At 67.6% G+C, this 11,397-nt stretch carries 11 protein-coding genes and 1 riboswitch; of the genes, 3 read left to right on the top strand and 8 right to left on the bottom strand.

Annotated elements, in window-relative coordinates:
- Nucleotides 1-16: 16 nt before the first annotated feature.
- The 5 genes from ACIQ3R_RS09760 to ACIQ3R_RS09740 all read right to left on the bottom strand — a co-directional run bounded on the left by ACIQ3R_RS09760 (nucleotide 17) and on the right by ACIQ3R_RS09740 (nucleotide 3,647).
- Complete coding sequence (locus ACIQ3R_RS09760; protein ID WP_397417849.1) at nucleotides 17-880, bottom strand: alpha/beta fold hydrolase; 864 nt, start codon at nucleotides 878-880, stop codon at nucleotides 17-19.
- Nucleotides 877-1,287, bottom strand: coding sequence for a helix-turn-helix domain-containing protein (locus ACIQ3R_RS09755; RefSeq protein ID WP_397417846.1), 411 nt, complete (start codon nucleotides 1,285-1,287; stop codon nucleotides 877-879). The genes ACIQ3R_RS09760 and ACIQ3R_RS09755 overlap by 4 nt, the downstream gene beginning before the upstream one ends.
- A gap of 67 nt (nucleotides 1,288-1,354) precedes the next feature.
- The gene (locus tag ACIQ3R_RS09750; RefSeq protein WP_397417844.1) at nucleotides 1,355-2,014 is read right to left on the bottom strand and encodes a Type 1 glutamine amidotransferase-like domain-containing protein; all 660 of its coding nucleotides are present in this window, start codon (nucleotides 2,012-2,014) and stop codon (nucleotides 1,355-1,357) included.
- Complete coding sequence (locus ACIQ3R_RS09745; protein ID WP_397417842.1) at nucleotides 2,011-3,144, bottom strand: pyridoxal phosphate-dependent aminotransferase; 1,134 nt, start codon at nucleotides 3,142-3,144, stop codon at nucleotides 2,011-2,013. The genes ACIQ3R_RS09750 and ACIQ3R_RS09745 overlap by 4 nt, the downstream gene beginning before the upstream one ends.
- Nucleotides 3,145-3,146: 2 nt before the next feature.
- Nucleotides 3,147-3,647 carry an FKBP-type peptidyl-prolyl cis-trans isomerase gene (locus tag ACIQ3R_RS09740; RefSeq protein WP_397417839.1) on the bottom strand — a complete coding sequence of 167 codons (501 nt, stop codon included), beginning with the start codon at nucleotides 3,645-3,647 and terminating at the stop codon, nucleotides 3,147-3,149.
- 81 nt (nucleotides 3,648-3,728) lie between these two features.
- Nucleotides 3,729-3,836, top strand: a riboswitch (TPP riboswitch).
- 101 nt (nucleotides 3,837-3,937) lie between these two features.
- Between ACIQ3R_RS09740 and thiC the strand changes: the two genes are divergently transcribed.
- Nucleotides 3,938-5,764, top strand: a complete 1,827-nt coding sequence (gene thiC, locus ACIQ3R_RS09735; protein ID WP_397417837.1) for a phosphomethylpyrimidine synthase ThiC — start codon at nucleotides 3,938-3,940, stop codon at nucleotides 5,762-5,764.
- 227 nt (nucleotides 5,765-5,991) lie between these two features.
- On the opposite strand, the gene ACIQ3R_RS09730 is transcribed toward thiC, so the two are convergent.
- Nucleotides 5,992-7,071: a LuxR C-terminal-related transcriptional regulator gene (locus ACIQ3R_RS09730; protein WP_397417835.1), complete on the bottom strand. Its 1,080-nt coding sequence runs from the start codon at nucleotides 7,069-7,071 to the stop codon at nucleotides 5,992-5,994.
- A gap of 179 nt (nucleotides 7,072-7,250) precedes the next feature.
- Here ACIQ3R_RS09730 and ACIQ3R_RS09725 point away from each other — a divergent pair, with 179 nt between their 5' ends.
- Together ACIQ3R_RS09725 and pgsA are read left to right on the top strand one after the other, a co-directional pair.
- Nucleotides 7,251-8,405, top strand: coding sequence for an acyl-CoA dehydrogenase family protein (locus ACIQ3R_RS09725; RefSeq protein WP_397417833.1), 1,155 nt, complete (start codon nucleotides 7,251-7,253; stop codon nucleotides 8,403-8,405).
- Nucleotides 8,406-8,410: 5 nt separating this feature from the next.
- Entirely contained in the window at nucleotides 8,411-9,031 is a 621-nt protein-coding gene (gene pgsA, locus ACIQ3R_RS09720) for a CDP-diacylglycerol--glycerol-3-phosphate 3-phosphatidyltransferase (RefSeq protein ID WP_397417851.1), read from the top strand.
- A 184-nt stretch (nucleotides 9,032-9,215) separates the two neighbouring features.
- Here the strand turns inward: pgsA and ACIQ3R_RS09715 are convergent, their stop codons facing one another.
- Together ACIQ3R_RS09715 and ACIQ3R_RS09710 are read right to left on the bottom strand one after the other, a co-directional pair.
- A complete protein-coding gene (locus ACIQ3R_RS09715; protein ID WP_397417830.1) occupies nucleotides 9,216-9,860 on the bottom strand; it encodes a YceI family protein in 645 nt (214 codons plus the stop codon).
- A gap of 25 nt (nucleotides 9,861-9,885) precedes the next feature.
- Nucleotides 9,886-10,749, bottom strand: coding sequence for a pirin family protein (locus tag ACIQ3R_RS09710; protein WP_397417828.1), 864 nt, complete (start codon nucleotides 10,747-10,749; stop codon nucleotides 9,886-9,888).
- Nucleotides 10,750-11,397 lie beyond the last annotated feature (648 nt).

Below are 11,397 nucleotides of genomic sequence, written 5' to 3'. Positions count from 1 at the left end.
GCTATGGCCCGGCCACTCATGCCGCAGTCTCGGCCAGGAAGTCGGCAATGGCGGCGCCGTGACCAACCAGCATGTGCCCGTCGTCGGGCAGCCAGAGGACCCGGGTGTGTGGCGCGGCCGCAGTGAGCGCCCGCCGCGTATCGGCGGAATCGATCATCGCGTCCTGGGCGCCCAGGATGGTCATCACTGGCATTACGAGGCGCGCGAGCGCGTCGGATGTGATCGGCGGCAGGGCCTCCATGCGCGGGCGAAAGCCGGCGAAAATCTGGGCGTTGAAGGCGCCGAAGGCCTGACCCTCCGGCGTCTTCTCGGCGCGGGCGAGACCTGGCCCCAGGATCTTCTGCATCATGCGGCGCTGGCCCCAAGAGCCCATCAACAGCAGCGGCGCAGCCCAAATGAGGATGTTGCGATGCCGCCCGATGCCGCCCGGGCAAAGTAAGACCAGGCCGATCACCCGCTCCGGATGGCGCGTGGCGAAGTCGGCGGCCAGCCAGCCGCCTAGCGAGAGACCGACCAAGGCCGCGCGCGGAACGCCGAGCGCGTCCAGCACCTCGCCGATCCAGGGGGCGTAAGCGCCCGAGGCCAGCGGCGGGCGACTCTCAGCGCTGAACCCCGGCTCGCCAATTACGTCTACCGCATGCACCCGGAAACGCGCCGACAGCGCGGCGGCGTCGCCGAGCCAGCTCGCCGAGTTGGAGGCGGAGCCGTGCAGGAGGACAACAGGGGGCGCATTCTTGGGGCCGGAACTGATGACGAAGGTGTCGCCCTGGGAGGTGGACACGCGCCGCTGTTCCGACGGCGCCGGCCACAGGTTGAGGAACGCCGCATAACGGGCGCGAACAGTGGCGGCGGCTTCGGGAGACTTCCAGATCGCGCTCATGTTCGGCGCTCCAACCAGATATCGATCAGCTTCAGGAGGGCGGCCACGTCGCCCGGGGAGCCGATCGTCACGACCTTGAGCGATCGCCGCACGGGATCATGCGCCAGATCGACCCTGAGCGATTCGCCATGGCCGCCGCCCAGATGCGCGGCGCCAACCAGGGCGGAGAGCCGCCGGACTCCTTCGTCATCGACCGCTTCAATATCCACGATACCGGTGACGCGGGCCGGATTGACGGTCGCAGGCGCCACGCCCGCAAAGGGGTCCAGAGCGCCCGCCGGAATGCGATAGGCGCGGCCGACCTTCACCGCCTGAAGCCGTCCCTCGCGTATGAAGCGGAGCACGGTCTTGGGATGCAGCCTCAGCCGGTCGGCGGCCTGTTCGACGGTGTAAGGATACTCGGACATCTAGCCTCTCGGTAGGCTATTGTTCTTTATTGATCCCAAAATAGGCGGTCAACTATTCCTTATTGGGTCATATCCGCCCCGCGTGGAGCTCAAGATCCTCGCCGTTCTGGATCAGCACGTCGCCATCGCGCAGAGTCCGGTGAGGCAAGTTCCGGACGCGCATCCACTCAGCCGTGGCCTCGGCCGCCGCGGCCTCGGGGTGATCGGAGCGGTAGTGGGGCACGATGGCGGCCTCGACCAGACCGAGGCCCTCCCATACGGGCTGCGGATCATAGCCCTCCGCCAACACGTGCGGATCGTCCATCAGCTCCAGGCCGCGCAGGTCAGGCCCGGCCACGCAGGCGCCGGCGCTCCAGCCGCCATAAGCGAGCCGCCCGGCCCAGATGAGTCCCGGCGCCAGGGCGTCGAAGCCGCTGCGGCGCATGGCGCGGCGCAGCAGGAACGCGTTGCCGCCGGTGGCCCAGACCAGTTGCGTCCGCTCCAACTCCGCAAGCAGGCGCTCCGGTCGCCCGAAATAGGCGCACAGGTCGAGATCGTAAGCGTCGAGGCCAAAGCTCCGAAACTCGGCGATGGGATCATGCACCTTGCGCCGATAGGCCTCGCGCTCGTCGGCCGGGATGAAGTCGAGGGCGTTGGCGATGACGCCGACCCGCCCTCCGGGCCCCGCCATCCGCACCAGTTCGCCGAAGCTGTCGCCAGTGCGCCAGGAGGCGAGATACAGCTTCAAGCCCGCCGCGCCTGGAACCACGGTGTGAGCCGGGCCAGCGCCTCTTCCACCTGCGGGGTCGAGACGGCGAAGCTCAGCCGGATGTAGCGGTTCCCGTCGACCGGATCGAAGTCGACGCCCGGGGCCAGCGCCACGCCAGTGTCGGCGAGGATTTCCTTGCAGAACGCCAGGCTGTCATCAGTGAAGGCGCTGACGTCAGCCCAGATGTAGAAGGCGCCGTCAGGCGGGGCGATGCGGTCGAGGCCAAGCTTGGGCAGAGCGTCGAGCAGGATCGCGCGATTGGCCCGGTAGGTGTCGAGATGGCCGTCGAGCTCTTCGGTGCAGTCGAAGGCGGCCAGCGCCGCGTGCTGCGCCAGCGAGGGCGCGGTGAGATAGAGCGCGCCCATGTAGGCGACGGCGCGGGATGCCTCGTCCGGCGGAACAATCAGCCAGCCGAGCCGCCACCCCGCCATGCTGAAGTACTTCGAGAAACTGTTGACGACGATGGCGCCCGGCGCATGGGCCAGCATGGAGCGGGCGGGCGCGCTGTAGCTTAGGCCATGGTAGATCTCGTCGGAGATGATGCGGATGCCGCGCGCGGCGCAGACCGCGGCGATCGCGGCCAGTTCGGCGTCCGGGATGATCGTGCCGGTGGGGTTGGCGGGGCTGGCGATGATTACGCCGGCCGGCGCCGGATCCAGCGCCTGGAGCATGGCGGCGGTGAGCTGAAACCGTGTCTCGGGGCCGCAGGCGATCTCCAGTGGGACGAGGTTCAGCGCCTTGGCGCAGTTGCGATAGGCGACATAGCCGGGCCGGGCCATGGCGATCACGTCGCCGGGCTCGAAAGTGGCCGAGAGCGCCAGCACCAGTGCCGGCGAGGCGCCGCTGGTGAGCGTGATCTGGCGCGGATCGACGGTCACACCCTGGGTTTCGGCGTAATGGCGGCAGATGCGGGCCTTAAGGGGCTCGCTGGACCAGTAGCCCATCGGCTCGGTGTCCAGAACGCGATGGGCGGCGGCCAGGGCCGCGGCCGGCGCGCCGGTCGATGGCTGACCAAATTCCATGTGGATGACCGAGCGGCCCTCGGCCTTGAGCCTGTGCGCTAGCCCGCTGACCGAGATCGCGTGGAAGGGCTCGATCTTCATCGCCATGCTCAGTCATCCCCGCCGATGCCGATGAGTTCGATCTCGAACACCAGGGTGCTGCCGGACGGGATTCCGGAGCGGTTGCGGTTGCCGTAGGCGATCTCGGCCGGGATCACGAAGCTCCAGGTTTCGCCCACCCGCATCATCGGCACGCCTTCCTGCCAGCCCTTGATCAGCTGCGGCAGTGGGAAAGTCGCGGGCTGGCCCCGGGCGCGGGAGCTGTCAAACACGCGCCCGTCGATGAAACGGCCCACATAGTGGATGGTGACCACGTCGGTGGGCGAGGGTCGGGGGCCGCCGGCCCGCACCTTGGAGATGCGCTTGGCCTGTAGGCCCGTCGCGGTGACGGTCCAGCCGGCGCGGGCCCGGTTCCAGGTTTCATAGGCGCGTTGGCCCTGCACCCACTGCTCCTGCGGCGTGCCGGTGTAGACGATCGGCGCCGGCGGGGCGGGCGTGGCGCACCCGGCGAGCGCGAGGGCGGCGGCGAGGATCAGGGCGTGGGCTTTCATGCGCCCTCGTTCCCGCCCCTGCCCGCCGCTGTCAACCGGCGCCGGACCCCTTCCGCAACGTCGCCAAAGCGCCTACTCTCCGCTTCATCCTCGGGGTGTCGCGCATAGGCGGCTGAGAGGCGGGTGAGCCCGCGACCCGTCGAACCTGATCCGGGTCATGCCGGCGAAGGGAAGGGCGTTTTCCACCCGATCCCCCGCCCGTGGTCCGTCCCCGAGCATTCTCGAAGGAGAGTGCTCAATTCTACAAAGATTGGCGTTCGGCCAACGACCGAACGCCGGCGGAGCCCACGATGAACAAGCCGATCGGTACGCTGAAACCCGGAAGCATCCCCACCGGCGAACGCCCGGGGTCGAAGAAGGTCTACCAGCCCGGCGTGATCTGGCCCGACATCCGCGTGCCGTTCCGCGAAGTGGCCGTCCACCCCTCGGCCAACGAGCCGCCGCTCACGCTCTATGACCCGTCGGGGCCCTATACCGACGCCGCCCCGGACATCGATATCGAGCGCGGCCTCTCCAAGACCCGCGAGCCCTGGGTGGTCTCCCGCGGCGACGTGGAGATCGTGACCAACCCGCGCGAAGTGAAGCCCGAGGACAACGGTTTCGCCAAGGGCGTTCACCTGGCCCCTCAGTTCAGCGCGCCGCGGCGCGTCTACCGCGCCAAGGCCGGCGCCAACGTCACCCAGCTGGAGTACGCCCGCCGGGGGATCATCACCCCCGAAATGGAGTACGTCGCGATCCGCGAGAACCTGCGTCGCCAGCAAGGTGACGCCTTCATCCGCGACGGTGAAGACTTCGGCGCTTCCATCCCCGACTTCTGTACGCCCGAGTTCGTCCGCGACGAGATCGCGCGCGGCCGCGCCATCATCCCCGCCAACATCAACCACACCGAGCTCGAGCCGATGATCATCGGCCGCAACTTCCTGGTGAAGATCAACGCCAACATCGGCAACTCCGCGGTGCTCAGCCATGTGGCCGACGAGGTCGACAAGATGGTCTGGTCGATCCGCTGTGGCGCCGACACGGTCATGGACCTCTCCACCGGGCGCAACATCCACAACATCCGCGACTGGATCGTGCGCAACAGCCCTGTGCCGATCGGCACCGTGCCGATCTACCAGGCGCTGGAGAAGGTGAACGGCGTCGCCGAGGACCTGAACTGGGAAGTGTTCCGCGACACCCTGATCGAGCAGGCTGAGCAGGGCGTGGACTACTTCACCATCCACGCCGGCGTGCGCCTGGCCTATGTGCCGCTGACCGCTAAGCGGGTAACCGGGATCGTCTCGCGCGGTGGCTCGATCATGGCCAAGTGGTGCCTCAGCCACCACAAGGAGAACTTCCTCTACACGCACTTCGAAGAGATCTGCGAGATCATGAAGGCGTACGATGTCTCCTTCTCACTGGGGGATGGCCTGCGCCCCGGCTGTATCGCCGACGCCAACGACGCGGCCCAGTTCGGCGAACTGGAGACCCTGGGCGAACTCACCCAGATCGCCTGGAAGCATAACGTCCAGGTGATGATCGAAGGCCCCGGTCACGTGCCGATGCACAAGATCAAGGCCAACATGGACAAGCAGCTCGCGGTCTGCGGCGAGGCGCCGTTCTACACGCTTGGCCCGCTGACCACCGACGTCGCGCCCGGCTACGACCACATCACCAGCGCCATCGGCGCGGCCATGATCGGCTGGTTCGGCACCGCCATGCTTTGCTACGTGACCCCGAAGGAGCACCTGGGTCTGCCCAACCGCGAGGACGTCAAGGTCGGCGTCATGACCTACAAGCTGGCCGCCCACGCCGCCGACCTGGCCAAGGGCCATCCGACCGCCAGGGCCTGGGACGACGCGATCAGCCGCGCCCGCTTCGAGTTCCGCTGGGAAGACCAGTTCAACCTCGGCATCGACCCGGAGACCGCCCGCGAGTACCACGACGAGAGTCTGCCGAAGGAGGCCTTCAAGACCGCCCACTTCTGCTCCATGTGCGGTCCCAAGTTCTGTTCGATGAAGATCAGCCAGGACATCCGCGACGCGTCCCGCATGCAGAACGATGTCGAAACCGGGATGGCCGAGATGGCCCAGAAATTCCGCGACGGCGGCGGCGAGATTCTGGTGCCGGTAGGGTAGGCCGGGTCGACTTTCTGCCGGGGGAAACCAGAAGTTCTACTGGGGCTTCAGGTGTTGAGTGAGGGGCCGGCGTGCTGGGACTGAGCTTGCGCGCGCCCGGACGTCGTCTTGTTCAACCGCGCGCCCATGCCGGTAGAGATCGCCCAGCGAGACCAGAGTCTTCGGATCGACCAGGGCCGCGACCCGCGCCAAAGCCGCCGATCGCTGGGTTGAACCTTCCGATTCACTCACCCGCGCAGGAACCGCGCGACGGCATGGGTGCGGTTGGCGGCGCCGAGCTTGCGCCGGGCGTTGTCGACATGGAAGCGGACCGTGGTCTCCGAGAGGCCCAGAATCATCCCGATCTCCCAGTCCGACTTGCCCTCGGCCACCCAGGTCAGCACACCCCGCTCGCGGGCCGTCAGGCGTGGCTCGGTGTCCAGTCCAGACTCGCTGACCGTGACCAGCACGGCGGGCCGCTGGCGGAACACAGCCAGCCGGTCGGAGCGCGCCGGCGCCACATGCACGGTCAGAGGCGGCCGCGCCTCGGTGGCGTTGAGCACGAGGGTTCCACCAGCTCTCAGGCGGGTGTCGGGAGATGCAGCGGTGGCGATCAACCCCGCCAGCCGCCCGCCGGGGTCGTTCGGCGCGATGAGCCGTCCAGCCGCCACCGACAACTCACCGCGGCGCGCCAGAAGCCGCTCAGCGGCGGACGTCATTCGTCGCAGCCGCCCATCCTGGTCCAGCAGAAACACCGACCCGCCACCCGCGACACCTTCGATGTCATCATCAAGGAGACCGCTGTTGGCCAGGGTCCGGGTCATACGGAACGCCCGGCGAAGATGGCCATGAACGCCCCGGGCGCGACCCACATCGGCGCGTCCAAACGTATCCGTCGACTTCGCCCGATTGACCGTGATCGTGCTCACCTCAAGGCCATGAGCCTCGAGCCGCAATATCATGAAGGATTGGATGTCCTGCGGCCGCATGAAATCGTTGAAATATTCGGTCCGCGCAATCTGAGCGCGGGGCATGCATTCGGCGTCAGTCAGGATGCTTGGCCGCCAGTCGGCCATGTAGGCCTCAGGATCGGTGGCGTTGGAGAACGGATTAATGCCCCCGTAGTAGTCCTCGTAGAGCTTGGCCATCTCCGGATCGATCCGCGAAAGCACACCGGTCCCCGAGCCGTCCGCCACGCTAAGTCGCGAGAGCCACGCCCCGGAACCGCCGAGGTGATCAGACAAGCGCGCCAGAACGTCCGGCCACAGGTCCGGGTCCACGGCTGCGCCGTAGATGGCGTCGAGAAGACTGTCGTCCCCAGCTTGCATGCCCTGCCCGCCCCATCGACCGATGCGGAACCGACAGAACGCTACATCCGAACGGCCAAGAGCGCCACGTCTTGCCCCCGAGAGGCGAACTCCATTCGGACAGGCGCCCGGATTTTCGGCGTACGCTCCCCTCCGGTCCAGAACTCGGCTAAGGCTGGGAGAAGGGACACCTGCCGCAGATGACCGACGCCGATCTTCTAACCCGCGCCCGCCGGATGGCGGAGAGCCTCGCGCCGCGCGCCGGCGAGATTGAGGCGGCGGCGCGCATCCCCGCAGACCTCTCCCGCGCAATGGGCGAGGCAGGCTTCTATCGGATGTTCGTGAGCGAGGCCTGCGGCGGCCCGGAGCTGAGCCCGCGCGCGGCGGCCGAGGTCTACGAAGCGCTGGCGCAGGGCGACGCGGCCTGCGGCTGGGTCAGCTTTATCGCCTGCACCACCACCTTGGCGTTCGGGCGGCTGATTGACGAAGCCACCCGCGAGATCATGGCCCGGCCCGACAGCCTGGCCACCGGGGTCTTCGCCGCCAACGGCCGGGCCGAACGGGTTCCAGGCGGGTTCCGCGTGTCGGGCCGTTGGGACTGGGGCTCAGGGTCGCCCAACGCCGACTGGATCGGCGGCGGCTGCGTGTTGATCGAGGACGGCCAGCCGCTGCTGAATTCGGCAGGGACTCCGCGCAACCACATGCTGTTCTTCCGCGCCGATCAGGTGCGCTTACTGGATACCTGGCGGGTGGCGGGGCTCTCCGGCACCGGCAGCACCGCCTTTGAGGTCAAGGACGTCTTTGTCGAGGAGCGCCATGCTGCGGGGGTGCTGCGCAAGGCCCCGCCGGACCGGCCGCTCTATCGCTTTCCTCCGTTCAGCCCGCTGGCCCAGGGTATCGGGGCGGTGGCGCTGGGCATCGCCCGTGCGGCGCTCGACGAGGCCTTCCGCGTGACCGGGGAAAAGCGGCGCGGCGGATCGTCGGCGCCGCTGGCCGAGCGGCCGCACACCCAGATCGAGGTGGCGCGCGCCGAGGCCCGACTGCGCGCCGCCCGCGCCTTCTTCTACGGCGCGCTGGACGAGGCCTGGGCCGTGGTCGCAGGCGGCGGCGAGCCCACGGCGGCGCACGCGCGGGACATGCGGCTCTCGGTGAACCATGCGGTGGCCGAATCCATCGCGGTGGTGGACGCGATGTATGCGCTGGCCGGCGGGACCAGCATTTATTCCACCTCGCCGCTGCAGCGGCAGTTTCGCGATATCCACGTGGCGGGCCAGCACTTCATGGTCTCGCCCAAAATCCTTGAGACGGCGGGGCGGCTCTATCTCGGCCTTCCGACAAACACGGCGGGGTTCTGAACATGCTGAAGGCTCTGCCCAATATCCTGACCGCCTCGCGGCTGGTCATGGCGCTGTTCATGTTCGTGGCCTTCGCGGCGGCGGCCGGCGCGGTCCCCTACTACTCCGACCGCCTGGAGCCCGAGGCCCAGTTCGCCCTGCAGCGCTGGGCCGTCTACGCCTTCGTGGTCGCGGCCCTGACCGACTTCCTCGACGGCTGGCTGGCGAGAAAGCTGAACGCCGAGACCGTCTGGGGCGCGATCCTCGATCCCATCGGCGACAAGGTGCTGGTCTGCGGCGCGATCCTCGGCCTGATGAGCCTGGGTCCGCAGCCGATGGTCGTTCTGCCGGCCGGCCTGATCCTGTTCCGCGAGTTCACCGTCAGCGCGCTGCGCGAGGTCACCGCCGGCAAGGGCGTATCCCTGCCGGTCACCCTGCTCGCCAAGTGGAAGACCACGCTGCAACTGACCGCGCTGGGCATGGAGCTGATCGCCGCCGCCTGGGGCGCCTTCGCCCTGCCCGACGGCACACCGTTCCGCTACGGCTTCGAGACCGCCGCCCACGCCATGCTGTGGCTGGCTGCCCTGGTGACGCTGATCACCGGCTTCCAGTACTGGGAGCAGGCGCGGAAAGCGCTGTCGAACTGAAGGCCTCGAAGCTTTCAAACGTGGTGTCATCCCGGTTTTCGCGTCAGCGAAAGACCGGGACCTCCAGCGCCGGATTGCTGGAAGTTCGCACTGCCCCGCAAAACCGGCGCGATCAGGTGCAGGAGGTCCCGGTCTTCGCCCACTCCGCGTGGGCGAAACCGGGATGGCGCCCGCAATTGCTCATCTACCCCTTCGGCGCGGCGGCGGACCACTCGGTCTCGATCTGCACCTTGACCTCGTCGCCGACGCCGAAGCTGGTCCCGCGCGGCGGCAAGGAAGCGGTGACCCCGAAGTCGGAGCGCTTGAACGTGGTCACGGCGGAGAAGCCGACCTTGGGGCCGCCCATGGGGCTGGCCGCCCAGCCGCCGTTGAAGGTGGCCTTCAGCACCACCGGCTTGGTGACGCCCTTGATGGTCAGGTCGCCGGCCACATCGGCGGTCTTGGGCCCGGTCACTGTCACGCCGGTGGAGCGGAAGGTGATCATCGGGTTGGCGCCGACGTCGAGCCAGTCCTTGCCGAGCAGCTTCTGCAGGAACCCGGCCGGCGGCGCCGGCAGCAGCAACGAGGTGGGGTCGATCCCGGCGGTCACCCGCATGGCCGAAGGATTGGCCGGATCGAAGCTAAGCTCGCCCGAGAGCTTGCCGAAGTTGGCCACATAGGCCGAGAGCCCCAGGTGGTTGACCTGGAAGGTCACCGAGGAGTGGGTGACGTCGAGCGCATAGGTCCCGGCCGGGGCGGTGGTGACCGGGGTCTGGGCCTGGAGGGGCGCGGCGGCGACCAACAGGGCGAGCGCGGCGGCGGGAAGCGCGAAGCGGGAAGGCTGGAACATGGAGACCTCTCAAATCAGGGGGGATTCACGGCAGTGGGATGAAGTCCTGGTCGTCGGCGTCGGGGAGTTTCATGCGGCCGGCGCGCCAGTCGGCCTTGGCCTGCTCGATACGCGCTTTCGATGACGAGACGAAGTTCCACTCGATGAAGCGCTCGCCGACCGGCTCGCCGCCCAACAGCATGACGGTCGCTTCGCTGACGGCGGTGAACAGCACCGGCTGGCCCGGCTTGAACACCGCCATCTGCCCGGCGGTCAGCCGCTGGCCGGCCGCATCGACCTCGCCCTCGACCACATAGGCGGCGCGTTCGGGATACTCGGCCGGAAGCTCGCCCTTAGCTCCGGCGCGCATCCGCCAGTGGCAGTAGAACAGCGGCGAGCGGACCTTCACCCTGGACTTCGCGCCCCAGCCCTCACCCGCGATCAACCGCGCCCAGAGACCGTCGGGGCTTTCATAGGTGGGCAGGTCGACGGGCTTGTGGTTGTCGAAGCTGGGGTCGATTTCCTCCAGCTCGGTGGGGAGCGCGATCCAGGCCTGGATCCCGTGCAGCCGCCCGCCCTCTGCGCGCAGCGTCTCGAACCGCTCAGAGTGGGTGACGCCCTTGCCGGCGGTCATCCAATTGACCTCGCCCGGATGGATCGCCTGGTGCGCGCCCACGCTGTCGCGATGGGTGATTTCGCCCTCGAACAGATAGGTCAGCGTCGAGAGCCCGATGTGGGGATGGGGCCGCACATCGACGCTGCGCGGAAAGCCGGGCTCGAAGCGCGACGGCCCCATGTGGTCGAAAAACACGAAGGGCCCCACCATTCGCCGCCGCACCTGCGGCAGCACGCGCCCGACCTCGAACCCGCCGAGGTCCTTGCGCTGCTGGTCGATGATGAGGTCGATCAAGGGGGGCTCCTAATCCGGGCGCGCGTCGGGCTGTTCTTCATTTGGGGCGGAAGGGGCCGAGTTTCAGGGGGGGCGGCCCAAATGTCTCGAATGCTGGACTCAAGAACGACTTTTCTCGGGGTTTTATTCAAGGAAATCAGAGCGGGGTGTTTCGGCGCTGCGACATTTGGCGAGGCGTCTCAGCGATTGCGCGAAGCCTGGACTCAAATCGCGGGTTCCTCGGGGGTTTTCTCAATGAAATCATTTGGCGTCAGGGTGGTGGTGCGCAATTTCAGGCGTGAAGGCAGGGTCCGCGCGGGCAGGGTGGGGATGAGCCTCGACCGTAGCACGGGCTTGGAGACTCGCGAAGAACAAAAATAGAACTAACATGGCGCGGCTGATGGACGACGAGTTGAATGCGCCGTCACCGAAACTCGGGATTGGCATTCCCGGAACGGCGAGTTTCCGGCCCGAACCCAACGGAGAGAAGCGACCCATCTTGGAAGTTGGGAGGGTCCACTTGCAGGTCAGGTAAAGCTCATAAAAATGCGTGGATGGGCTACCGGTCGTTCCACAGGTCACTGGCCCAGCCTATTCAGCGAAGTCGCGCAGCAGGTCAGACGTCAGTTCGACCCAGGGCTCGCCCCCCTCATGGCCCTCAAACCAAGC

The sequence above is a fragment of the Phenylobacterium sp. genome, from assembly GCF_044371015.1.
In the GTDB taxonomy this organism is placed as follows: domain Bacteria; phylum Pseudomonadota; class Alphaproteobacteria; order Caulobacterales; family Caulobacteraceae; genus Phenylobacterium.
The sequence above is the reverse complement of the archived record's forward strand: the minus strand, read 5'-3'. Positions and strand labels throughout refer to the sequence as shown.

Bases quoted from the DNA above. Each gene is read 5' to 3' on its own strand.
- ACIQ3R_RS09760 (WP_397417849.1), bottom strand. From the start codon at position 880: ATGAGCGCGATCTGGAAGTCTCCCGAAGCCGCCGCCACTGTTCGCGCC.
- ACIQ3R_RS09715 (WP_397417830.1), bottom strand. From the start codon at position 9,860: ATGTTCCAGCCTTCCCGCTTCGCGCTTCCCGCCGCCGCGCTCGCCCTG.
- ACIQ3R_RS09725 (WP_397417833.1), top strand. From the start codon at position 7,251: ATGACCGACGCCGATCTTCTAACCCGCGCCCGCCGGATGGCGGAGAGC.
- thiC (WP_397417837.1), top strand. From the start codon at position 3,938: ATGAACAAGCCGATCGGTACGCTGAAACCCGGAAGCATCCCCACCGGC.
- ACIQ3R_RS09745 (WP_397417842.1), bottom strand. From the start codon at position 3,144: ATGGCGATGAAGATCGAGCCCTTCCACGCGATCTCGGTCAGCGGGCTA.
- ACIQ3R_RS09730 (WP_397417835.1), bottom strand. From the start codon at position 7,071: ATGCAAGCTGGGGACGACAGTCTTCTCGACGCCATCTACGGCGCAGCC.
- ACIQ3R_RS09755 (WP_397417846.1), bottom strand. From the start codon at position 1,287: ATGTCCGAGTATCCTTACACCGTCGAACAGGCCGCCGACCGGCTGAGG.
- ACIQ3R_RS09740 (WP_397417839.1), bottom strand. From the start codon at position 3,647: ATGAAAGCCCACGCCCTGATCCTCGCCGCCGCCCTCGCGCTCGCCGGG.